The sequence below is a fragment of the Streptomyces sp. NRRL B-3229 genome, assembly GCF_000719505.1.
GTDB lineage: Bacteria > Actinomycetota > Actinomycetes > Streptomycetales > Streptomycetaceae > Streptomyces > Streptomyces griseorubiginosus.
In genome coordinates, this window is sequence record NZ_JOGP01000008.1 from 404,689 (window position 1) to 427,102 (window position 22,414).

Sequence of the window (22,414 nt, forward strand, 5' to 3'; positions counted from 1 at the left end):
GCCGTTCCGGCACCTCAGGGGCCCTGTCACCTGTGAGAATCAGAAGCATGGAAAGCAGCAGCGCCACGGCGGGCGTCAGCACGCGCCGCGAGGCCACCCGGCAGAAGCTCTACGAGGCGGCCGTCACGCTCATCGCCGAGCAGGGCTTCTCCGCCACCACGGTCGACGAGATCGCCGAGCGGGCCGGAGTCGCGAAGGGCACGGTCTACTACAACTTCGCGAGCAAGTCCGTCCTCTTCGAGGAGCTGCTGCGGCACGGCGTGGGCCTGCTCACCACCTCCCTGCGGGAGGCGGCGGAGTCGACGGCCCGCGCGGGCGGCGGCAAGGTGGACGCGCTGGACGCGATGATCCGCGCGGGTCTCGTCTTCATCGAGCGCTACCCGGCCTTCACCCAGCTGTACGTGGCCGAGCTGTGGCGCACCAACCGGGCATGGCAGTCCACGCTCATGGTGGTCCGTCAGGAGGCCGTGGCGGTCGTGGAGGGCGTGCTGCGCGAAGGCGTGGAGAACGGCGAGTTCAGCGAGGAGATCGATGTCCCGCTGACCGCCGCCGCCCTGGTCGGCATGGTCCTGGTGGCCGCCCTCGACTGGCAGTCCTTCCAGCCCGAACGCTCCCTGGACGACGTGCACGCGGCGCTGTCGCGGCTGTTGCAGGGGCGGGTGAGCGGGCGCAGGTGAGCGGGCGCAGGGGCTGACAACCGGCGGCACCTGCACCTGGCGCACACCCGGCTGACAGGCGAAAGCGCCGGTTCGGTGTGGCCGCGTCCCCCGCGGGCCACCCCGAACCGGCGCCTCCTTCCCCCGATTCCCCCGTCCCCGTGTCCCCCCGGTTCCCCCCCCCGTTGGGCCCCCGTTCGGTCGTTCCCCCGCTTTCCGGGTTCCCCCGTGCCTCGCTCCCGCCGACCGCGGTCGACGGAAGGAGCGGGTCCGGGGCGGCTCCGTTCCGGCGCCCCGTGTCGCCGGTGCCGGAGCCGTTCCCCTTCGCCGTGCCTCCACTCTCCCGTTCACGCAGGTCCGGGCCCATCCGCGCGCGTACTCATCTCACGTACTAGGTACGGATACTCAGTCCTGCGCACTCACCCCCAGGACGGCCCGTGGCCGACTGGTTACCATCGCGTCCGTGTCCGTACTCCCCTTGGTGTTCACCAGCGGCTGGGCCAGCGGTGTCAACGCGTACGCGGTGGTGCTGCTGCTCGGCGTCTTCGGCGCGACCGGGCTGAGCGACGACGTCCCGGAGACCCTCCAGCGCCCCGAGGTCCTCGTCGTGGCGGGCCTGCTGTTCCTGTGCGAGGCAGTGGCTGACAAGATCCCGTACGTCGACTCGGCGTGGGACTCCGTGCACACCGTGGTCCGGCCGGTCGCGGGCGCCTGGGTCGGCGCGCTGCTGGCCGGCCAGAGCGGTTCGCTCAACGACGTGGTCGCAGGTCTGGTGGGCGGCTCGACGGCACTGGCCAGCCACACGGTCAAGGCGGGCACGCGCATGGCCGTGAACGCCTCTCCTGAGCCGTTCAGCAACATCGTGCTGAGCCTGGCCGAGGATCTCGGCGTGGCCGGCATCGTCTCGTTCGCGATCTTCCACCCGGAGGCGGCGGCGACCATCGCGGGCGTCCTGCTGGTGGCGGGCCTGGTGGTGCTGTACTTCCTTGTCTCCCGGATCAGGCGATTCCGCAGACGCCGGGCGCAACGCCGGGAGGAGCAACGACTGGCGGCACGGCCGCCTGCCTGAGGGTCGCCGGGCGGGCACCCCTGTCGGCCCGGACTGTCAGTGGCGGCCGATAAAGTCGCAGGCATGGCAAGGATTGCGGTGATCGGCGCCGGGATGGGCGCGATGGCGGCCGCTGCCCGGCTGGCCGTCGCGGGTCATCGGGTGGCGGTGTACGAGCGTACGGAGACGTACGGCGGAGCGGTGCGCCGCTTCGAGCGGGACGGCTTCGCCTTCGACACAGGACCGGGGATGCTCACGCTCCCCGCGGTCTACCGCGATCTGTTCGTCAAGACCGGCAAGGAGCCGCTGGAGTCGGTCGTCGACCTGGTCCAGGTCGACCCCTCGTCACGGCACGTCTTCGCGGACGGCACCGAGGTGTCCCTGCCGAACGCGTCCCGCGCGGGAGTGGTCGCCGCGCTGGACGAAGCCCTCGGTGACGGGGCCGGCACACGCTGGGGCGACTTCCTGGTCCGCGCCCGCGAGGCCTGGGACCGCACCCGCAGACCGCTCCTGGAGGAGCCGCTGTGGCCCAACTGGTCGGTGCTGGCGGAGCGTGAGCCGTATCCGTCGGTCCCCCACAAGAAGTTCCTGCGCACCCGGCGGGCCGGCACCCTGGCCGAGGTGGCCGCCTGGGAGCTGCGTGACCCCCGGCTCACGGCGCTGCTGGAGGGGATCGCGCTCGCGTACGGCATCGATCCGGGCAGCGCTCCGGCGAGTGCCGCGATCCTGCCGTACATGGAGCACGCCTTCGGGACCTGGTATGTCCGGGGCGGCATGCGGGAGTTGGCGCGGGCCGTCCACGAGCGGTGCGTCCAGCGCAAGGTGGAGTTCCACTTCGGCGCCGAGGTGACGGGTGTCCTGGAGAAGGACGGTCGCGCGGGCGGTCTGGAGCTGGCCGACGGGACGCTCGTGGAGGCGGACACCGTCGTCGGCGGCGGGCCCTGGCGACTGCGCGGGCTCCTGCCGGGACGTGAGCTCTACGGCACCGAGGACGTCCGCCCGTACGCCGAGAACCTGCGCCTCGGGCGGGTCGTGGTCTGTCTCGCGTTGCGCGGTGCTCGGCAGCCGGACGCCGTGCACCGCACGGTGGTGCACGGCCCCGACCCGGAGGGCGAGCTGTGCGACTTCGCGCACGGGGAAGTGCCCTGGCCCGAGCCCACCGTGCGGATCGACCGCCCGGACGACCCGGCCCTGCGTCCCGACGCGGACCACGAGTCCGTGGTGCTGACGGCGACCGTGGCGTCCCAGGGGAGCTTCGACTGGACCGCTCCGGGAGTCGCCGACGCCTTCGCGGACAGGATGGTCACCGCCGCCGAACGCGCGCTGCCGCACCTCCGGGAGCGGATCCTGTGGCGCGAGGTACGGACGCCCCTGCACACCGAGCGCGAGACGGGGGCCGAAGGCGGTGCCGTACCGCCGCCCTCGCTGGCCGGCTCCGACGGCACACTGCACCCCTCCAACAGCACAGCACTCCCGGGCCTGTTCACCGTCGGTGGCTGGTCGCATCCCGGTGGTGGGCTCGCGCACGCCGGCATGTCGGGGGCTCTGGTCGCCGGACTGATCGTGGAGGGACCGGAGTTCCGCGGCTCCCAGTGAGGGCGCCGGCCGGGGTCAGTAGCGGTACTGCTCGTCGTACCCCTGGCCCTGGCCCTGGTGCCCCTGGCCGCTGTTGTCCTGGTAGTACTGCTGCTCCTGCGGGAGTTCGCCGCCGTACTCGTCGGTGCGCTGCTGCGGCACCCACACCCCGCCGGCCGGCGTCTCGCCGCCGTAGGTCCCGCCGTACTGGTCGTAGCCCTGCTGGGCGAACTGCTGCTGGCCGCCGTAGGAGGTGTCGTACGACCCCGTCCCGTAGGTCTGGGTGCCGATGTACGGGTCGGAGTAGGCGGCGTACTGCTGCCCGCCCGTGTCGTAGCCGTACTGCTGCTGGTCGTAGCCGGTGTAGCCGTCGTAGCCGTACGTCTGCTCGGCGGCAGCCGTCGCGTACTGGTCCTGGGGCTGGCCCGCGGTGGCGTAGGACTGGTCGCCGCCGTAGCCGGCGTCGCTGTACACGCCGTAGGAACCGGTGTCGTCGGGCAGGGGCTGGGGCTCGTAGACCGAGGTGGTCTCGGCGGCCGTGGCGGAACGCGTGGGGGTGAAGACGTCGTCGCGGTCGTAGTCGTCGTTGTGACCGTACCCGGCGGTGTCCGGGAGACCCTGGTCGTAGCCGGTCTCGTCGCGGTAGGCAGCGGCCGCCGGCTCCGGGGCCTCCGGCGCGGCCTCCTCGCGGCCGCGCTCCCGGCGGGTCTTCTTGCCGCCGGTCAGACTCTCCAGCGCGGCCGGCGGGTTGACCGCCCAGCCCTGCTCGAAGCCGCGCCGGAACGACAGGGTGACGTAGGTCTGGCCGACCGCGAAGGCGATCGCGCCGAGGCCGATGACGACCACCTGCGAGATCAGCACGCCGGCGACCACGCCCAGGAAGCCGACGAAGGCGAGCACCCGCCAGCGCAGCCGCGCCTTGTACTGCAACAGCACTTCGCCGAGCAGCCACAACGCGACGAATCCGAACGCGATGTAGAGGACCGTCCAGCCCATGTACGCCCCTCTCCCAGTGACCGCTACGCAGTGTGTCGTATGTCCGTGCGGCCGGTCTAGGCCTGCGGTCGGTGGTGCAGGCCCAGGTTTTCGTAGATTTCCAGCGATGCCGTGGAGTTGTTGAGCGTGATGAAGTGCAGTCCGGGCACTCCCTCGGACAGCAGTCGCGCGCAGAACTCCGTGGCGAACTCGATTCCGATTGAGCGTACAGCGGTCGGATCGTCCTGTGCTGTGAGGATCCGCTCTTTCAGGGCGGAGGGGATGATCGCGTTACTGAGCTGCGGGAGCCGCTCCAGCATTCGCACGCTGGTCACGGGCATGATCTCCGGAATGACGGGGGTCGGGCAGCCGGCGGCGTCGACTCGGTCACGCAGCCGCAGATAGGACTCCGGCTGGAAGAACATCTGGGTGATGGCGTAGTCGGCGCCCGCGCGGCACTTGTCGACGAAGTGGGAGACGTCGGTGTCCCAGTCCGCGGAGCGCGGGTGCATCTCCGGGAAGGCGGCCACGCCGACACAGAAGTCGCCCGACTCCTTGATGAGCTGGACGAGTTCGGCCGCGTAGGTCAGGCCCTGCGGGTGGGCCAGCCAGTCGCCCATGGGGTCGCCGGGCGGGTCGCCGCGCACGGCGAGCATGTTGCGGATCCCGGCGTCGGCGTACTGGCCGATGATGTTGCGGAGTTCGGCGATGGAGTGGTTGACCGCGGTGAGGTGGGCGACCGGGGTCAGGGTGGTGTCCGCGACGATCTGCTCGGTCTCCTTGACGGTGCCCGCGCGGGTGGACCCGCCGGCGCCGTACGTCACGGAGACGAAGTCCGGGGCGACCGCCTCGACCCTCCTGAGCGCGCTCCACAGGTTTCGCTCACCCTTGGGAGTCTTGGGCGCCGAGAACTCGAAGGAGTACGTCGTCTTGCCCGTGGCGAGCATGTCGCGCACGGTGCGTGCGCGGTCAGTCCTGGTGGATGCGGTTCCGAGGGCCATACCGGAAGGTTAGTCAGGGGGCGGCGACCACCCAACCTGATCCGGGAAATTTGCCCGGATTGTCGACTTGTTGTCCATCCCTCGGACACCTGGAGCGGTTACAACGCGTGCCGGACCCGCTTCGCGAACTCCGCGGCGGCCGCGCCGGGGTCGTCCGCCTCGGTGATCGCCCGGACGACCACGACCCGGCGGGCCCCGGCCTCCAGGACCTCGTCGAGGTTGCCGAGGTCGATGCCTCCGATGGCGAACCAGGGACGGTCGGTGCCCAGGGCCGCGGTGTACCGGACCAGGTCCAGGCCGGGGGCGTGCCGGCCGGGCTTGGTGGGGGTCGGCCAGCACGGGCCGGTGCAGAAGTAGTCCACACCCTCCTGCACCGCGGCCGCGGCGGCCTCCGCCTCCGCGTGGGTGGAGCGGCCTATCAGGACGTCGTCGCCGAGGATCGCCCGGGCGGCGGGGACGGGGAGGTCGCCCTGGCCCAGGTGGAGGACGTCGGCGGCGGCCGCGTGGGCCACGTCGGCCCGGTCGTTGACCGCGAGCATCCTGCCGTGGCGGGCGCAGGCCTCGGCGAGGACCGTCAGGTGCTCCAGTTCCTCGGCCGCCTCCATGCCCTTGTCCCGCAACTGCACGATGTCGACGCCGCCGGCCAGGACGGCGTCCAGGAACTCGGGAAGGTCGCCCTGGCGCTTGCGGGCGTCCGTGCACAGGTAGACACGGGCGTCGGCGAGCCGGGTGCGGGCGGTGTCGGGCATGCGGGAACTCCCCCGGGATTCGGCGGTGTACGGGCCGTGCTCGACCGCGGCCGCGGCCTCTGTGCGGGCCCGGCCCGTACGCCGGTGCTGTCAGGTCAGACGGCGAGCGCCTGGGCCCGGCGCTTCACCTCCGTGCCGCGATTCTCGCTCAGGGCCTGCGCGGGGGTGCCGGGCAGGCTCTCGTCGGGGGTGAAGAGCCACTCCAGCATCTCTTCGTCGGTGAAGCCGTCGTCCCTCAGGAGCGTCAGGGTCCCGGCCAGCCCCTTGACCACCTTCTGCTCGGCCCCGTCGATGAAGGCGGCGGGGACGTGCAGCGCGCGGTTCTCGCCACGGCGTACGGCGATGAGCTGGCCCTCCTTGACCAGCTGCCGCACCCGCGTCACCTCGACGTCGAGCAGCTCCGCGATGTCGGGGAGGGTGAGCCAGGCGGGGACGAGTGCATCGATCTTTGCGTCAATCTCGGTCACGGGATTAAGCGTGCCATCCCGCACTGACAGTCGGAAGCCGGGGCGCCTCCGGCGGGGGACACAGGGCGAGATGCCGGGTGCCACCGAGAGCTCCCGAACGAGCTCCCGCCCCCTCCCGGGCCGGGGTCCGGCAGGCCGGCTACCTCGCCGCCGCCTTCAGCGGCCTCGCCGGGTCCGCCAGCAGGTCCGGGTCCATCTCGGTGCCCGCGTCGATCAGGCGGCGGCCCTGCGCCAGGTCGCGGGGGCGGCCGACCGCCAGGAGGGCGACCAGGCGGTTGTCCCTGAGCCAGCACACCGACCAGGCGGGGCCGGACGGCTCACCGCGCCACAGGGTCGTGTCGGCGGACGTGTGGTGGCCGGCGTACTGCACGAAGCGGCCGAACTGCTCGGACCAGAAGTACGGGACCGGGTCGTAGACCGCGGAGGTCTCGCCCAGGACGGCCGCGGCGACCGTGCGAGGTCCCTGAAGGGCGTTGTCCCAGTGGTGGACCATCAGCCGTTCGCCGTAGCGCCGCGAGGGGAAGGAGGCGCAGTCGCCGACCGCGTAGACGTCCGGCGCGGAGGTGTGCAGCCGTTCGTCGGCGACGACCTCGCCGTGCGCGCCGAGCTCGATGCCGGAACCGGCGAGCCAGGCCGTGGCGGGCCTGGCGCCGATACCGACCACGACCGCGCCCGCGGGCACCCGGGATCCGTCGTCCAGGACGACCTCGCCGGGCTCGACGCGCACCACGCGCGCGTGGGTGCGCAGATCGGCGCCCGCGTCGGCGTACCAGGACGTCATCGGGGCGGCCACCTCCGCGGGCAGCGCGCCGGCGAGCGGCCGGTCGGCGGCTTCCACGACCGTGACCGCGCAGCCCGCCTCGCGCGCGGCGGTGGCGAACTCGGCGCCGATCCAGCCCGCGCCGACGACCACGATGTCGTGCTGCCGGGCGAGCACCGGGCGCAGGCGTTCGGCGTCGTCCAGGGTGCGCAGCAGATGCACGCCGGGCACGCCCTCGGTGCCGGGCAGCCGGATCGGCTCGGCGCCGGTGGCGAGGACCAGGACGTCGTACGGCACGGGCCCGGCCTCGGTGTCCAGCTCGTGCGCGTCCGGGCGCACGCCCAGCGCCTCGCGGCCGAGCCGCAGTTCGATGCCGAGGGCCTCGAAGTCCACGTCGAAGGCGGAGCCCTCGGCCTTGCCCAGCAGGACCGCCTTGGAGAGCGGCGGTCGGTCGTAGGGCTGGTGGGGCTCCGCGCCGATCACCGTGACGGTGCCCTGGAAGCCCCGTTCGCGCAGGGCGACCGCGGTCTGCACGCCGGCCATGCCCGCCCCGACCACGACCACCCGCTGCTGCGCCTGTGTCTGCTCGGTCATTTGATCACCCTAGCCACCTGACGTTCAGTCAGTCAGGAGTCGTGCCGAGTGAGCTGCTCCACAATGCTGGTCCCGCTGCCGGACTGCGACTCCCACTGCCAAGTCTCCTCCAGCCGCACCCTGCCGTCGGGCAGGTCGACGACCATGGAGACGCAGTGGCCGGAGGACGTCGTCCCGTCGTGCTTGAGCTGGACGTAGCGGAAGTCGAGGCGGTCTCCCGCGCGCGTGCCGACCAGATGCCCGCGGACCACGTCACCGCCGGCGTACTCGGCCCAGATCTCCCCGTCCTTCTCGTGGTACGTGAACCGGGTGCCGGTGCCCACCTGACCTGGGGCCTGGTCGGCGACCGGGGCGAGGACGAGGTTGTCGAGCGAGCGTGCCACGGAGAGAGGCTCCCTTACTGAGACGTACGGGGTCGGGCTAGGGTGGCCAACGTAGAGCACTCGCGGGAGCCCGGACGCACCGGGCTGAGAGGGAGGCTGGCCGGCCTCCGACCGTACGAACCTGATCCGGGTCATGCCGGCGAAGGGAGGGGCTGGACGCCCATGTCCTCACGTACGTCAGACGTCCTCGTCGTCGGGGGCGGCATCATCGGCCTGGTCACGGCCTGGCGGGCCGCGCAGCGCGGTCTCCGCACGGCCGTGGCGGACCCGGAACCGGGCGGCGGGGCCGCCCAGGTGGCCGCCGGGATGCTGGCCGCGGTCACCGAACTGCACTACGGCGAGCAGACACTGCTCGGCCTGAACCTCGCCTCGGCCCACCGCTACCCCGACTTCGCGGCCGAGCTCACCGAGCTGACCGGCCACGACCTCGGCTACCGCAGGTGCGGCACGCTGGCCGTGGCCCTGGACGCCGACGACCGCGCCCATCTGCGCGAACTGCACGCGCTCCAGCGGCAGTCGGGCCTGGAGTCGGAGTGGCTGTCGGGGCGCGAGTGCCGCCGCCTGGAGCCGATGCTCGCACCGGGGGTGCGGGGCGGGCTGCGGGTGGACGGTGACCACCAGATCGATCCGCGCCGCCTCACGCGCGCGTTGCTGGCCGCGTGCGAGCGGGCCGGTGTGGTGTTCCACCGCGTGTGGGCGGAGCGCCTGCGGATCGTCCGGGACCGGGCCGCCGGGATCACCACGACGGACGGCGGCGCACTGGACGCGGGCCAGGTCGTGCTCGCCGCCGGGAGCCTGAGCGGCCGTCTGGACGGGGTCCCCGAGGCCGTCCTGCCCCCGGTGCGGCCGGTGAAGGGCCAGGTGCTGCGCCTGACCGTGCCACCCCGGTACGCGCCCTTCCTGAGCCGTACCGTGCGGGCCGTCGTGCGCGGCAGCCATGTCTACCTCGTGCCGCGCGAGAACGGCGAGCTGGTGATCGGCGCGACCAGCGAGGAGCTGGGCTGGGACACCACGGTGACCGCGGGCGGGGTGTACGAACTGCTGCGGGACGCGCACGAACTGGTCCCCGGCATCACCGAGCTGCCGCTGACGGAGACCCGCGCGGGACTGCGCCCGGGCTCCCCCGACAACGCTCCCCTGCTCGGCCCGACGGACCTGCCCGGCCTGCTGCTCGCCACCGGGCACTACCGCAACGGCGTGCTGCTGACCCCGGTCACCGGGGACGCGATGGCCCATGTCCTTGCGACCGGTGAACTCCCGGAGGTGGCCCGTCCGTTCACCCCGGGTCGGTTCCTTCGGCGGGTGGAGCAGCCGGCATGAACATCTCCGTCAACGGGGAGCCGCGCCGGTTCGCTCCCGGTACGGCTCTCGACACCGTCGTACGGGCCCTGACCGCGGCGCCCTCCGGGGTCGCCGCCGCGGTCAACGAGACCGTCGTGCCGCGCACGCAGTGGCCCTCGACGCCCCTCGCCGAGGGTGACCGCGTGGAAGTCCTCACCGCCGTCCAAGGAGGCTGACCCATGGCCGACGATCCCTTCGTCATCGGCGGTACGCCGTTCTCGTCCCGGCTGATCATGGGCACGGGCGGGGCGCCCAGCCTGGACGTCCTGGAGCGGGCGCTGGTCGCCTCCGGGACCGAGCTCACGACGGTCGCGATGCGGCGGGTGAATCCGTCGGTGCACGGCTCCGTGCTGTCCGTCCTGGAGCGGCTCGGCATCCGGGTGCTGCCCAACACGGCGGGCTGCTTCACGGCCGGCGAGGCCGTCCTCACGGCCCGTCTCGCGCGCGAGGCGCTCGGCACCGACCTGATCAAGCTGGAGGTCATCGCCGACGAGCGGACCCTGCTCCCGGACGGCGTGGAGCTGCTGGACGCGGCGGAGACCCTGGTCGACGACGGCTTCACGGTGCTGCCGTACACGAACGACGACCCGGTGCTGGCGCGCCGGCTGGAGGACGTGGGCTGCGCGGCGATCATGCCGCTGGGCTCCCCGATCGGCTCCGGGCTCGGCATCCGCAACCCGCACAACTTCCAGCTGATCGTCGAGCACGCGCGGGTGCCGGTGATCCTGGACGCGGGGGCGGGTACGGCGTCCGACGCGGCCCTGGCGATGGAGCTGGGGTGCGCGGGGGTGATGCTCGCCTCGGCGGTGACACGGGCGCAGGAGCCGGAACTGATGGCGCAGGCGATGCGGCACGGGGTGGAGGCGGGCCGGCTGGCGTACCGGGCGGGGCGGATCCCCCGTCGGCACTTCGCGGAGGCGTCGTCCCCGGCGGAGGGCCTGGCCGCACTGGACCCGGAGCGGCCGGCCTTCTGAAGCGGATCCGGAGGTCCCGGCAGCTGAACCGACCCGGACCGCCCGGCTCTGAACATACGTTCGACCCCGGACTCGGGCAGGTGCGACCTCCGTCACAGCTCGGCTCCAGTACCGCTCCTGTTCCGGCCGAACCGGATCGGCTGTCAGCCGTGGCTCGTAGACTCGCTGCGTGGATACGACCCTTCAGGACCCGCTGGTCGGGCAGGTGCTCGACGGCCGCTACCGCGTGGACGCGCGGATCGCGGTCGGCGGGATGGCCACGGTCTACCGTGCCCTGGACACCCGTCTGGACCGCGTGCTCGCGCTCAAGGTGATGCACCCCGCGCTCGCGGCGGACGGGATTTTCGTCGAGCGGTTCATCCGGGAGGCCAAGTCCGTCGCCCGACTGGCCCACCCCAACGTGGTGCAGGTCTTCGACCAGGGCACCGACGGGTCGTACGTCTATCTCGCCATGGAGTACGTGGCCGGCTGCACCCTGCGTGACGTGCTGCGCGAGCGCGGGGCGCTGCAACCGCGCGCCGCCCTGGACATCCTGGAGCCGGTCCTGGCCGCGCTCGGCGCCGCGCACCGCGCCGGGTTCGTGCACCGGGACATGAAGCCGGAGAACGTCCTCATAGGGGACGACGGCCGGGTCAAGGTCGCCGACTTCGGGCTCGTACGGTCCGTGAACAACGTGACCAGCAGCTCCGGAGCGGTCCTCGGCACCGTCTCCTACCTGTCACCGGAACAGATCGACCGGCCCCACACCGCCGACGCCCGCGTCGACGTCTACGCCTGCGGTGTCGTCCTGTACGAGATGCTGACCGGCAGCCAGCCGCACGAGGGAGAATCCCCCGCGATAGTGCTCTACAAGCACCTCCACGAGGACGTTCCGCCCCCGTCGGCCGTGGTCCCGGGGCTGCCGTACGAACTGGACGCGCTGGTGGCCTCGGCCACCGCCCGCACCCCGGAGCTGCGCCCGTACGACGCGGTGGCGCTGCTCGCGCAGACCCGTGAGGCGCACGGCAGGCTGAGCGACGCCCAGCTGGACATGGTGCCCCCGCAGGCGCTCCCGTCGGAGTACACCGGCGCCGAGAACCGTACGAGCGTGATCCCGCGCTCCCTGACCGTGCCCCGGCTGCTCCCGGTCAACGAGGACGAGCCGGTCCACCACCGCACCAGCGTCCTGGAGACCCCACCGCCCCCGCCCCGGCGCGGCCGTGCCTCCGGTGGCCGTTCCCGGCGCGGCCCGTTCCTGGTCGTCGCCGCGGTGCTGCTGGCGCTCGGCCTCGGTGCGGGCGTCTGGTACATCAACTCCGGCCAGTTCACCCGGGTCCCGGCCCTGCTGGCCAAGACCGAGGCACAGGCGCGCGACCGCCTCGACGAGGTGGGACTGGAGACCGGCAAGGTCACCTACGCCTACAGCGACACCGTCAAGCGCGGCACCGTGATCAGCACGGACCCGGGTGTGGGCAGCCGCATACGGAACAACGACTCCGTGGCGATCACCGTCTCCAGGGGCCCGCAGACGGTCAAGGTGCCCGATGTGGACGGCGACGCGCTGGGCACGGCGCGCAACCGGCTGAAGGCCGAGGGGCTCCAGCCGGGCATGGTCACCCGGGAGTTCAGCGACGACGTCCCCAGGGGCCTCGTGATCAGCACCGACCCGTCGGGCGGCACCACCCTGCGCACCGGCTCGGCGATCGCCCTCACCGTCAGCAAGGGCGCCCCGGTCGACGTCCCGGACGTCACCGGCGAGGACCTGTCCGACGCGAGGTCCGACCTCGCGGAGGCCGGGCTGAAGGTGAAGATCGCCGACACGCGGGTCAACTCCGAGTACGACGCGGGCCAGGTGGCCCGGCAGAGCCCCGAATCCGGCAGCCAGGCCGCCGAGGGCGACACCGTCACCCTGACGATCTCCAAGGGCCCCGAGATGGTCGAGGTCCCGGACGTCACGGGCGACAGCGTCGACGACGCGAAGTCCGCGCTGGAGAAGGCCGGGTTCCAGGTCGAGGAGGACCGGGGGCTGCTCGGACTGTTCGGCGACACGGTGAAGAAACAGTCCGTGGAGGGCGGGGACACGGCACCGAAGGGGTCGACGATCACGATCACGATTCGCTGAGCGGCACGGGACGGGCCGGCGGTCAAGATCGTCGGGCGGCTGCGGGTGCGTTGTGGCTGGTCGCGAAGTTCCCCGCGCCCCTTGAGGTAGGTTCACTGGACGCGCCTCTCAGGGGCGCGGGGAACTGCGCGACCAGGCCCCATCGGACCGCACCCGCCCGACGACGAACCGACCCACATCCCTGGGCGCCCCGCACAGCCCGCCGCAGGCAATGGCACCCTTGACCGGTGACAACTCAGCGCAACCCCGTCGGCGGCCATGTCCCCGTGGCCGGCGGTCTCAACTCTGTCGGGCTCTCCTACGCCCGTGACCTGAACGCCGAGACCGTGCAGGTCTTCGTCGCGAACCCGCGCGGCTGGGCCACCCCCGCCGGAAACCCGAAGCAGGACGAGGCGTTCCGGGAGGCGTGTGCCGAAGAGGCGATCCCGGCGTACGTCCACGCGCCCTACCTGATCAACTTCGGCTCCCACACGGAGGCGACCGTGGAGAGGTCCGTCGACTCGCTCCGGCACTCCCTGCGACGCGGACGGGAGATCGGCGCGCTGGGTGTCGTCGTGCACACCGGCAGCGCGACCGGCGGCCGGGACCGTTCCGTGGCCCTGAAGCAGGTCCGCGAGCACCTGCTCCCGCTGCTCGACGAGCTCACCCACGACGACGACCCGTTCCTGCTGCTGGAGTCCACGGCCGGCCAGGGCTTCTCGCTCTGCTCACGGACCTGGGACTTCGGCCCGTACTTCGAGGCCCTGGACGCCCACCCGAAGCTGGGCGTCTGTCTTGACACCTGCCACATCTTCGCGGCCGGCCACGACCTGACCGGCCCGTCCGGCATGCACCAGACGCTGGACCTGCTGGTGGACACGGTCGGCGAGGGCCGTCTGAAGCTGATCCACGCCAACGACTCCAAGGACGTGGTCGGTGCCCACAAGGACCGCCACGAGAACATCGGCTCCGGCCACATCGGCGAGGACCCCTTCCGCGCCCTGATGACCCACCCCGCCACCGAGGGCGTCCCCCTGGTCATCGAGACCCCCGGCGGCAAGGAGGGTCATGCGGCGGACGTGGAGCGACTGAAGAAACTCCGGGAGGCGGGGCCCGTTGAGGAATACCCCTAGGGGGTATACGGTTCCCGCCAGTGCAGGAACCGTTCACCCGACCCTGGGGGTACCCGTGCAGCACCAAGGCTCCAGCTGGAAAACGGCCGTCCAGGCCACCCTCCACTGCCTCACCGGCTGTGCCGTCGGCGAGGTGCTCGGCATGGTCGTCGGCACCGCGCTGGGCTGGGGAAACCTGCCGACGACCGTCCTGGCGATCGCGCTCGCCTTCCTCTTCGGCTACTCGTTCACCCTGTACGGCATCCTCAAGGCCGGCCTCAGTCTCGGCGCGGCCGTCAAGGTGGCCCTGGCCGCCGACACCCTTTCCATCGCCGTGATGGAGCTGATCGACAACGGGGTGATCGCCCTGTGGCCGGACGCCATGGACGCGGAACTCGCCGACCTGCTGTTCTGGACCTCACTGGCGATCTCGCTGGCCATCGCGTTCGTCGTGACCGTGCCGGTCAACAAGTGGATGATCGGCCGCGGCAAGGGGCATGCCGTGGTCCACGAGCACCACGAGCACCACGCGCACTGAAGGACCTCACAGCTCGGGGCCGTCCCCCGGCTCCTCCTGGTAGGAGTACCGCTGCTCCTTCCAGGGGTCGCCGACGTTGTGATAGCCGCGCTCCTCCCAGAAGCCGCGGCGGTCGGCGGTCATGTACTCCACGCCACGGACCCACTTGGGCCCCTTCCAGGCGTACAGATGGGGGACGACCAGGCGCAGCGGGAAGCCGTGCTCGGCGGTGAGCGGCTCGCCGTCCTTGTGGGTGGCGAAGATCGTGCGCTCGGACGCGAAGTCGGCCAGGCGGAGGTTGGAGCTGAAGCCGTACTCGGCCCAGACCATCACATGGGTGACGGCGGGGGCGGGCGGGGCGAGCTCCAGGACGGTCCGCGCGGGGATGCCGCCCCACTCGGAGCCGAGCATGCTGAACTTCGTCACGCAGTGCAGGTCGCCCACGACACTGGTGTACGGCAGCGCCGTGAACTCCTCGTGGTTCCAGCACTGCTTCTCGCCGTCCGCGGTGGCCCCGAAGACCCGGAACTCCCAGCGCTCGGGCCGGAACTTGGGGACCGGGCCGTAGTGCGTGACAGGCCAGCCGCGCTGGAGCCGCTGCCCCGGCGGAAGCTCGGAGTGTGCCGCTGCTCCACCCTCGCGCTCCTCCGGCTGACCCATGCCTTCCATCCTGACAGACCCGAGGGGATGCACCCGACCAGCCACTCCTCAAAGCAACCCAAAATGGACTAAGCATGCCCTTACTAACTAAGTGGAGACTTACTGGACGATCTTCTTCGCCGGTGCAAGGATGCGGCCCAGCCTGGCCAGTTCCCCACGGTTGGAAGGAGCCTCTGCGATGCAGGGCGACCCCGAGGTCATCGAATTCCTCAACGAGCAGCTCACGGGCGAGCTCACCGCGATCAACCAGTACTTCCTGCACGCGAAGATGCAGGAGAACTTCGGCTGGACGAAGCTCGCGAAGTACACGCGGCACGAGTCGTTCGACGAGATGAAGCACGCCGAGGTGCTGACCGACCGCATCCTCTTCCTGGAGGGACTTCCGAACTACCAGCGGCTGTTCCACGTCCGCGTGGGCCAGACCGTCAAGGAGATGTTCGAGGCAGACCGGCAGGTGGAGGTCGAGGCGATCGACCGCCTCAGGCGCGGGATCGAGGTGATGCGCGCGAAGGGCGACATCACGTCCGCGAACATCTTCGAGTCGATCCTGGCGGACGAGGAGCACCACATCGACTACCTCGACACGCAGCTGGAACTGCTGGAGAAGCTCGGCGAGGCGCTCTACATCGCGCAGCTGATCGAGCAGCCGGAGAGCTAGGCGGCCTCTTCGAGCGCTTCGAGCTCGGCGAGTACCGGAGGGGCGGCGTCGGCGGAGGCAGGACGCGGGTACGCGCCCCGGCCGAGGATCGCCTGGATGCGCCGTACGCAGGAGCCGCAGTCGGTGCCCGCTTTGCAGGCGGAGGCTATCTGGCGCGGCGTGCAGGCGCCGTCCTCCGCATGCTTCTTGACCTGCGTCTCGGTCACACCGAAGCAGCTGCACACGTACACGCGGATTCACCTCCCGCCGAGATCGATAAGGCTAACCTAACCTTACCCGGCGCCGGGTGGCGACAAAAGTGGTGTGGGGCGCGGATCGTATGTGATCCGCGCCCCACAGCCGTCTCAGGGACTCACTGGTCCCCGTCTCAAGGACTCACTGGTCCCTGTACATCTCCGCGACGAGGAAAGCCAGGTCGAGCGACTGGCTGCGGTTCAGCCGGGGGTCGCAGGCCGTCTCGTAGCGCTGGTGCAGGTCGTCGACGAAGATCTCGTCGCCGCCGCCCACGCACTCGGTGACGTCGTCACCGGTGAGCTCGACGTGGATGCCGCCCGGGTGGGTGCCGAGACCCTTGTGGACCTCGAAGAAGCCCTTGACCTCGTCGAGCACGTCGTCGAAGCGGCGGGTCTTGTGGCCGGAGGCCGCCTCGAAGGTGTTGCCGTGCATCGGGTCGGTGACCCAGGCCACGGTGGCACCGGACGCGGTGACCTTCTCGACCAGCTCGGGCAGCTTGTCGCGGACCTTGTCGGCGCCCATGCGCACGATGAAGGTCAGCCGGCCGGGCTCACGGTCGGGGTCGAGGCGCTCGATGTACTGGAGCGCGTCCTCGGCCGTGGTCGTCGGGCCGAGCTTGATCCCGATCGGGTTGCGGATCTTCGAGGCGAACTCGATGTGCGCGCCGTCCAGCTGCCGGGTGCGCTCACCGATCCACACCATGTGCGCCGAGACGTCGTACAGGTGCCCGGAGCGCGAGTCCACGCGGGTGAGCGCCGACTCGTAGTCGAGGAGCAGTGCCTCGTGCGAGGAGTAGAACTCGACGGTCTTGAACTCCTCCGGGTCGGTCCCGCAGGCCCGCATGAAGTTCAGCGCCTGGTCGATCTCCCGGGCGAGCTGCTCGTAGCGCTGGCCGGAGGGGGACGACTTCACGAAGTCCTGGTTCCAGGCGTGCACCTGACGCAGGTCGGCGTAACCGCCGGTGGTGAAGGCGCGCACCAGGTTGAGCGTGGAGGCGGAGGCGTTGTACATCCGCTTCAGCCGCTCGGGGTCCGGGATGCGGGCCTTCTCGTTGAACTCGAAGCCGTTGACCGAGTCGCCGCGGTAGGTCGGCAGGGTCACGCCGTCACGGGTCTCGGTGCCCTTGGAGCGCGGCTTGGAGTACTGGCCGGCGATGCGGCCCACCTTGACGACCGGCACCGAGGCGGCGTACGTCAGCACGGCGCCCATCTGGAGCAGCGTCTTGAGCTTGTTGCGGATGTGGTCGGCGGAGACCGCGTCGAAGGCCTCGGCGCAGTCGCCGCCCTGGAGGAGGAACGCCTCTCCCTTGGCGACAGCCGCCATCCGGGCGCGCAGCTGGTCGCACTCGCCCGCGAAGACGAGTGGCGGATACGACTCGAGGTCCGCGATCACTGCGCGCAGAGCCTCGGTGTCGGGGTACTCGGGCTGCTGCGCCGCGGGCAGGTCTCGCCAGGTGTTGCCAGCACTCGCGCTGGTCTTAGCGTTCACTGTCACGTCCTCAACATTACGGGGTCGTGTCGTGGCTCCAGCGCCATGCCCATCAAGTGAGACACCGGAAACACTCCCCGGACATGGGGTAGGGTGCCGCACATGTTCGCGCATTCGACCCAGAACTGGTGGTGGACCGCTCATCCGGCGGCCCACTGACTGCGCGTACGCAAGACTTCGCGAAGGCCGCCCGAGGGGCGGCCTTCGGCGTTTCCGGGGTCGTTCCTCACCGCTATCGACATCAGACGGCAGAGGAACCATGGACCTGACCCAGCTCCTGCACGACGACCGCCCCTTCGCCCTGCTGCGCCGCCGCACACCGGGCCATGACGAGAACACCGTCGAGGTGTTCCTCGGGCCGGTCAGCACCTACGACCGCCTCGCCGACCTCCCTGACGAAGGCCTGGCGCTCGTCCCCTTCCGCCAGATCCGCGAGCGCGGGTTCGACGTGCGGGACGACGGGACGCCGTTGTCGGTGCTGGTCCCCGAGGAGACGCACCGCCTCCCGCTCGCCGAGGTGCTGGACCGGCTCCCGTCCCACGACGTCCGGGTAGAGAACGGCGGCTTCGACGTGGCCGACGAGGAATACGCCGAGATCGTCGGGCGTGTCCTGCGCGAGGAGATCGGGCGCGGGGAGGGCGCCAACTTCGTGATCCGGCGGACGTACGAGGGCGAGATCCCGGGATTCTCCCGCGCCGACGCCCTCGCCCTGTTCCGGCGGCTCCTCGAAGGCGAGCGGGGCGCGTACTGGACCTTCGTCGTGCACACCGGTGAGCGCACGCTCGTCGGCGCGAGCCCCGAGGTGCACGTGCGGATGTCCGGCGGGACGGTCGTGATGAACCCGATCAGCGGCACGTACCGCTATCCCGCCGAGGGCCCCACCCCCGAGCACCTTCTCCGCTTCCTCGCCGACGGCAAGGAGATCGAGGAGCTGTCGATGGTCGTCGACGAGGAGCTCAAGATGATGTGCACGGTCGGCGACATGGGCGGGGTCGTGATCGGGCCCCGGCTCAAGGAGATGGCCCACCTCGCGCACACCGAGTTCGAACTGCGCGGGAAGTCCTCGCTGGACGTACGGGAGGTGCTGAAGGAGACCATGTTCGCGGCGACGGTCACCGGCTCGCCGGTGCAGAACGCCTGCCGGGTCATCGAGCGGCACGAGGTCGGCGGGCGCGGCTACTACGCCGGTGCGCTGGCCCTGCTCGGCCGGGACTCCGGGGGCGCCCAGACCCTCGACTCCCCCATCCTGATCCGCACCGCGGACATCGACGCGGACGGCCGGCTGCGGGTCCCGGTGGGCGCCACCCTGGTGCGCGGCTCGGACCCGGTGAGCGAGGTCGCGGAGACCCACGCGAAGGCGGCGGGCGTCCTGGCGGCTCTCGGGGTACGGCCGTCCCGGCCGCGCGGGGAGCACGCGCGCGTGAGCCTCTGCGAGGACCCACGCGTGCGTGCCGCGCTCGACGGGCGCCGGGCCCACCTCGCGCCGTTCTGGCTGCGGATGCAGGAGCTGTCGTACGAACTGGAAGGGCACGCCTTCGTGGTCGACGGCGAGGACACCTTCACGTCGATGCTCGCGCACGTGCTGCGCTCGGGCGGCCTGGAGGTGACCGTCCGGCGCTACGACGAGCCGGGGCTCAGGGAAGCCGTGCTCGCGCACGAGGGGCCGGTGGTCCTGGGACCCGGACCCGGTGACCCGTCCGACCTCACCGACCCCAAGATGCGGTTCCTGCGCGAGCTGACCGCCGAGGTCGTCCGGGACCACCGGCACGGCGTGCTCGGCGTCTGCCTGGGCCACGAGCTGCTCGCGGCGGAGCTGGGCCTGGAGATCGTCCGCAAGGAGGTGCCGTACCAGGGCGCGCAGACGACGGTCGACCTGTTCGGGCGGCCGGAGACCGTCGGCTTCTACAACAGCTTCGTGGCGCGCTGCGACGACGACACCGCCGAGGAGCTGGCCGCGCACGGCATCGAGGTGAGCCGGGACGGCAACGGAGAGGTGCACGCGTTGCGCGGCCCCGGCTTCGCGGGCGTCCAGTTCCACCCCGAGTCGGTGCTGACCCTGAACGGTGCCGCCGTCGTAAGGGAGTTGGTGGGGCAGCTGCGCCGCACGGCCGTGTAGGCGTCGGCACGCCCGTACGGACGTCGGCGCGGCCGTGCGGGCGTCAGCCGAAGAACACCCCCACCTCTTCGTACAGCTTGGGATCGACCGTCTTGAGCTGTGCCGTGGCCTCGCCGATGGGGACGCGGACGATGTCCGTGCCGCGCAGGGCGACCATCTTGCCGAAGTCGCCGTCGTGGACGGCCTCGATGGCGTGCAGGCCGAAGCGGGTGGCGAGCCAGCGGTCGAAGGCGCTCGGGGTGCCCCCGCGCTGGATGTGCCCGAGCACGGTGGTGCGGGCCTCCTTGCCGGTGCGCTTCTCGATCTGCTTGGCCAGCCACTCGCCCACCCCGGACAGGCGCACATGGCCGAAGGAGTCGAGCGACTGGTCCTTGAGGACCATGTCGCCGTCCTTAGGCATCGCGCCCTCGGCGACGACCACGATCGGGGCGTACGAGGCCCGGAAGCGGGAGGTGATCCAGGCGCACACCTGCTCGACGTCGAAGCGCTGCTCGGGGATGAGAATGACGTTGGCGCCGCCCGCGAGCCCGGAGTGCAGGGCGATCCAGCCCGCGTGACGGCCCATCACCTCGCAGACCAGGACCCGCATGTGGGACTCGGCGGTGGTGTGCAGCCGGTCGATGGCCTCGGTGGCGATGCCGACCGCGGTGTCGAAGCCGAAGGTGTAGTCGGTGGCGGAGAGGTCGTTGTCGATGGTCTTCGGCACGCCGACGCAGGGCACGCCGTGCCGGTCGGAGAGCTCGGCCGCAACCCCCAGGGTGTCCTCGCCGCCGATCACGATGAGCGCCTCGACGTCCCGCGCGGCCAGGTTCTCCCGGATACGGCGGATGCCGTCCTCCTGCTGGAGCGGGTTGGTGCGGGAGGAGCCGAGGATGGTGCCGCCGCGGGGCAGGATGCCGCGCACGGCCGGGATGTCGAGACGCACGACGGCGTCCTCCAGTGGACCCCGCCAGCCGTCCCGGAAGCCGGTGAAGTCGTAGCCGTACTCCTGAACGCCCTTACGGACGACGGCCCGGATGACGGCGTTGAGACCGGGGCAGTCGCCGCCTCCGGTCAGTACTCCGACGCGCATGAACGGTTCCCTTCGCCGTAGGTGTCCGACGAAGGGTCAGTGTGACGCGCGTCTCACTCGTCGTCGAGGCCCCGTTCGATGGCGTACCGGACGAGCTCGACCCTGTTGTGGAGTTGCAGCTTGCCGAGGGTGTTCTGGACGTGGTTCTGGACCGTGCGGTGCGAGATCACCAGGCGTTCGGCGATCTGCTTGTAGCTCAGGCCCTTGGCGACCAGGCGCAGCACCTCGGTCTCGCGCTCGGTGAGCTGCGGGGCCTTGGGCTGGTCGGGGTCCCCCGAAGGTGCCGGGTCGGTGGCCAGGCGCCGGTACTCGCCGAGGACCAGGCCGGCGAGGCCGGGGGTGAAGACGGGGTCGCCGACGGCGGTACGGCGGACCGCGTCGAGGAGTTCCTCGGTCGAGGCCGACTTCAGCAGATAGCCGGTCGCTCCTGACTTCACGGCCTCCAGGACGTCGGCGTGCTCACCGCTGGCGGACAGGACGAGGACGCGCAGGGCCGGGTTGTGGCCGACGAGTTCCTTGCAGACCTGGACGCCGGGCTTGACCGGCAGGTTCAGGTCGAGGAGCAGGACGTGGGGGTCCGCCGCCTTGGCCCGGCGTACGGCCTGGTCGCCGTCGCCCGCGGTGGCGACCACGTCGAAGCCGGACTCGGCCAGGTCCCGGGCGACCGCGTCGCGCCACATGGGGTGGTCGTCGACCACCATCACCTTGATCGGGTCCTTGTCGTTCATCGCTGTCCTGCCTTCCCCCGTGAGACCTTCGGTACCTTCAGCTCGACCTCCGTGCCCTGCCCCGGAGGAGAGATCAGCTCGGCGCTGCCGCCGAGGTCGCGCAGCCGGCCCCGGATCGACAGGGCCACCCCGAGCCGTCCCTCGCCCTCGGCCTGGGCGAGCCTGCCCTCGGGGATGCCGGGGCCGTCGTCGCGTACGGTCACGATCACCTCGTCGGGCTCGTCCTCGACGAGGATCCACGCGCGTGCGTGCTCGCCGGCGTGCCGGTGCACGTTGTCCAGGGCGGCCCCGACGGCCGCGGCCAGTTCGCGGGCGGCGGGCGGAGGCAGCGGGACGGGGGCGCCGGGCTCGACGAGGGAGACCTTCGCCGAGGCGTAGGGGGCGAGCAGCGCGCGCAGGTCGAGCGGGCCGTCGTCGTCCGCCTCGTCCTCCACCACGTGCACGACCGCGCCCTGGGAAGCGTCGGACGACACCCGCGACACGGTCGCCAGGCCGCCGGAGACCAGCGTGCGCAGCGCCACCTCCTGCTCGCCGGCCATCCGGCCCAGCTCGGCCGCCTCGCCGCCCAGGACCGCGCCCCGGCGCTGCACCATGGCCAGCACCTGGAGCACGCTGTCGTGGATGTCGCGGGCCAGGCGCTCGCGCTCGCGGGTCGCCGCCTCGATCTCCAGGGCGCGGGCGAGGGTGCGCTCGGAGGCGCGGGCGACCTCGACGACGTAGCCGATGGCGATGGAGGCGACCCAGACGAGGATCACGTTGTGGACGGTGTCACGGGCCGGCTGGCCGCGCTCGACGAGGTTGGCGGCGGCGACCGGGGTGGAGGCGAGGGCGGCCCAGCGCCAGCCGCCCTTGATGGCGAAGGCCAGGACGGAACCGGCGGTCCATATCGACGGCAGGGTGGGTCCGCCGCTGTCGATGTGGTGCTGGTTGACGACCAGCGGGGTCAGGACGATGCCGGAGAGCGCGATCGCGAGGTCGACGGCGAGGAAGCGCTTGGTGCACGCGGCCGCGTTCTGGACGCGGGGCAGGGTGGCGAGCGTCCAGACGCACAGGACGACGTAGTAGGCGATGGCGACGCCGGGCAGGTCGAAGTCGTCGTACTCGCTGGCGAAGAGCCCGACCGCGTACAGCATGGTGAGCACGCGGTACCCGGTCAGGGCACGCCACAGCGGCTGCTCGACGGACATGCGCATGACGCGTACCTGTTTGGCCATCTCCCCCACCCC

Annotated in this window: 24 protein-coding genes and 1 riboswitch; of the genes, 12 read left to right on the plus strand and 12 right to left on the minus strand. The window is 71.4% G+C overall.

Annotation, left to right across the window (positions count from 1 at the left end; genetic code table 11):
* The first annotated feature begins 47 nt into the window (after window positions 1-47).
* The 3 genes from IF54_RS0116100 (at window position 48) to IF54_RS0116110 (ending at window position 3,300) form a co-directional block, all read left to right on the plus strand.
* A complete protein-coding gene (locus IF54_RS0116100; protein WP_030319024.1) occupies window positions 48-677 on the plus strand; it encodes a TetR/AcrR family transcriptional regulator in 630 nt (209 codons plus the stop codon).
* Between the two features lie 442 nt (window positions 678-1,119).
* Window positions 1,120-1,725: a DUF4126 domain-containing protein gene (locus IF54_RS0116105; RefSeq protein WP_030319026.1), complete on the plus strand. Its 606-nt coding sequence runs from the start codon at window positions 1,120-1,122 to the stop codon at window positions 1,723-1,725.
* Between the two features lie 63 nt (window positions 1,726-1,788).
* Window positions 1,789-3,300: a phytoene desaturase family protein gene (locus IF54_RS0116110; protein WP_030319028.1), complete on the plus strand. Its 1,512-nt coding sequence runs from the start codon at window positions 1,789-1,791 to the stop codon at window positions 3,298-3,300.
* Window positions 3,301-3,315: 15 nt separating this feature from the next.
* On the opposite strand, the gene IF54_RS0116115 is transcribed toward IF54_RS0116110, so the two are convergent.
* The 6 genes from IF54_RS0116115 to IF54_RS0116140 all read right to left on the minus strand — a co-directional run bounded on the left by IF54_RS0116115 (window position 3,316) and on the right by IF54_RS0116140 (window position 8,208).
* Window positions 3,316-4,275, minus strand: coding sequence for a membrane protein (locus tag IF54_RS0116115; protein WP_030319030.1), 960 nt, complete (start codon window positions 4,273-4,275; stop codon window positions 3,316-3,318).
* 56 nt (window positions 4,276-4,331) lie between these two features.
* A complete protein-coding gene (gene metF / locus IF54_RS0116120; RefSeq protein ID WP_051735453.1) occupies window positions 4,332-5,255 on the minus strand; it encodes a methylenetetrahydrofolate reductase [NAD(P)H] in 924 nt (307 codons plus the stop codon).
* A gap of 98 nt (window positions 5,256-5,353) precedes the next feature.
* Window positions 5,354-6,004 (minus strand): thiamine phosphate synthase, encoded by a 651-nt coding sequence (gene thiE, locus IF54_RS0116125; protein ID WP_030319032.1) that lies wholly within the window; start codon window positions 6,002-6,004, stop codon window positions 5,354-5,356.
* 95 nt (window positions 6,005-6,099) lie between these two features.
* Window positions 6,100-6,471, minus strand: coding sequence for an Rv2175c family DNA-binding protein (locus IF54_RS0116130; RefSeq protein WP_030319033.1), 372 nt, complete (start codon window positions 6,469-6,471; stop codon window positions 6,100-6,102).
* A gap of 139 nt (window positions 6,472-6,610) precedes the next feature.
* Window positions 6,611-7,825, minus strand: a complete 1,215-nt coding sequence (locus IF54_RS0116135; protein WP_030319035.1) for an NAD(P)/FAD-dependent oxidoreductase — start codon at window positions 7,823-7,825, stop codon at window positions 6,611-6,613.
* A 32-nt stretch (window positions 7,826-7,857) separates the two neighbouring features.
* The gene (locus IF54_RS0116140) at window positions 7,858-8,208 is read right to left on the minus strand and encodes a hypothetical protein (protein WP_030319037.1); all 351 of its coding nucleotides are present in this window, start codon (window positions 8,206-8,208) and stop codon (window positions 7,858-7,860) included.
* A gap of 52 nt (window positions 8,209-8,260) precedes the next feature.
* Window positions 8,261-8,373, plus strand: a riboswitch (TPP riboswitch).
* Here IF54_RS0116140 and thiO point away from each other — a divergent pair.
* The 6 genes from thiO (at window position 8,371) to IF54_RS0116170 (ending at window position 14,253) form a co-directional block, all read left to right on the plus strand.
* On the plus strand, window positions 8,371-9,528 hold the full coding sequence (gene thiO / locus IF54_RS0116145; RefSeq protein WP_030319038.1) for a glycine oxidase ThiO: 1,158 nt from the start codon (window positions 8,371-8,373) through the stop codon (window positions 9,526-9,528). Its footprint overlaps the riboswitch before it by 3 nt.
* Window positions 9,525-9,725, plus strand: coding sequence for a sulfur carrier protein ThiS (gene thiS, locus IF54_RS0116150; RefSeq protein WP_030319041.1), 201 nt, complete (start codon window positions 9,525-9,527; stop codon window positions 9,723-9,725). Before thiO ends, thiS begins: the two co-directional genes overlap by 4 nt.
* 3 nt (window positions 9,726-9,728) lie before the next feature.
* On the plus strand, window positions 9,729-10,523 hold the full coding sequence (locus tag IF54_RS0116155; protein ID WP_030319043.1) for a thiazole synthase: 795 nt from the start codon (window positions 9,729-9,731) through the stop codon (window positions 10,521-10,523).
* 169 nt (window positions 10,524-10,692) lie between these two features.
* Window positions 10,693-12,624, plus strand: a complete 1,932-nt coding sequence (pknB, locus tag IF54_RS0116160; protein WP_030319045.1) for a Stk1 family PASTA domain-containing Ser/Thr kinase — start codon at window positions 10,693-10,695, stop codon at window positions 12,622-12,624.
* 227 nt (window positions 12,625-12,851) lie between these two features.
* Entirely contained in the window at window positions 12,852-13,736 is an 885-nt protein-coding gene (locus IF54_RS0116165) for a deoxyribonuclease IV (RefSeq protein WP_078851993.1), read from the plus strand.
* 55 nt (window positions 13,737-13,791) lie between these two features.
* Window positions 13,792-14,253, plus strand: a complete 462-nt coding sequence (locus tag IF54_RS0116170; protein WP_030319048.1) for a DUF4396 domain-containing protein — start codon at window positions 13,792-13,794, stop codon at window positions 14,251-14,253.
* A gap of 6 nt (window positions 14,254-14,259) precedes the next feature.
* On the opposite strand, the gene IF54_RS0116175 is transcribed toward IF54_RS0116170, so the two are convergent.
* A complete protein-coding gene (locus IF54_RS0116175; RefSeq protein WP_030319050.1) occupies window positions 14,260-14,892 on the minus strand; it encodes a sulfite oxidase-like oxidoreductase in 633 nt (210 codons plus the stop codon).
* Window positions 14,893-15,070: 178 nt separating this feature from the next.
* Here IF54_RS0116175 and bfr point away from each other — a divergent pair, with 178 nt between their 5' ends.
* A complete protein-coding gene (gene bfr / locus IF54_RS0116180) occupies window positions 15,071-15,550 on the plus strand; it encodes a bacterioferritin (protein WP_030319052.1) in 480 nt (159 codons plus the stop codon).
* On the opposite strand, the gene IF54_RS0116185 is transcribed toward bfr, so the two are convergent.
* Together IF54_RS0116185 and IF54_RS0116190 are read right to left on the minus strand one after the other, a co-directional pair.
* Complete coding sequence (locus tag IF54_RS0116185) at window positions 15,547-15,780, minus strand: (2Fe-2S)-binding protein (RefSeq protein WP_030319054.1); 234 nt, start codon at window positions 15,778-15,780, stop codon at window positions 15,547-15,549. The genes bfr and IF54_RS0116185 overlap by 4 nt on opposite strands.
* A 145-nt stretch (window positions 15,781-15,925) precedes the next feature.
* The gene (locus IF54_RS0116190) at window positions 15,926-17,278 is read right to left on the minus strand and encodes a class II 3-deoxy-7-phosphoheptulonate synthase (protein ID WP_028809603.1); all 1,353 of its coding nucleotides are present in this window, start codon (window positions 17,276-17,278) and stop codon (window positions 15,926-15,928) included.
* A 96-nt stretch (window positions 17,279-17,374) separates the two neighbouring features.
* On the opposite strand from IF54_RS0116190, the gene IF54_RS44180 reads away from it, so the two are divergent.
* Together IF54_RS44180 and IF54_RS0116195 are read left to right on the plus strand one after the other, a co-directional pair.
* A complete protein-coding gene (locus IF54_RS44180; RefSeq protein WP_071528813.1) occupies window positions 17,375-17,431 on the plus strand; it encodes a trp operon leader peptide in 57 nt (18 codons plus the stop codon).
* Window positions 17,432-17,531: 100 nt separating this feature from the next.
* A complete protein-coding gene (locus tag IF54_RS0116195) occupies window positions 17,532-19,388 on the plus strand; it encodes an anthranilate synthase family protein (protein WP_030319055.1) in 1,857 nt (618 codons plus the stop codon).
* A gap of 43 nt (window positions 19,389-19,431) precedes the next feature.
* Here IF54_RS0116195 and IF54_RS0116200 read toward each other — a convergent pair whose 3' ends face one another.
* From IF54_RS0116200 to macS, 3 genes are read right to left on the minus strand one after another with little or no spacing between them, the layout of a single operon-like run.
* Window positions 19,432-20,460 carry a 6-phosphofructokinase gene (locus IF54_RS0116200; RefSeq protein ID WP_030319056.1) on the minus strand — a complete coding sequence of 343 codons (1,029 nt, stop codon included), beginning with the start codon at window positions 20,458-20,460 and terminating at the stop codon, window positions 19,432-19,434.
* A 53-nt stretch (window positions 20,461-20,513) separates the two neighbouring features.
* Window positions 20,514-21,188, minus strand: a complete 675-nt coding sequence (locus IF54_RS0116205; protein ID WP_030319057.1) for a response regulator — start codon at window positions 21,186-21,188, stop codon at window positions 20,514-20,516.
* Window positions 21,185-22,402, minus strand: a complete 1,218-nt coding sequence (gene macS / locus IF54_RS0116210) for a MacS family sensor histidine kinase (RefSeq protein ID WP_030319060.1) — start codon at window positions 22,400-22,402, stop codon at window positions 21,185-21,187. The genes IF54_RS0116205 and macS overlap by 4 nt, the downstream gene beginning before the upstream one ends.
* Window positions 22,403-22,414 lie beyond the last annotated feature (12 nt).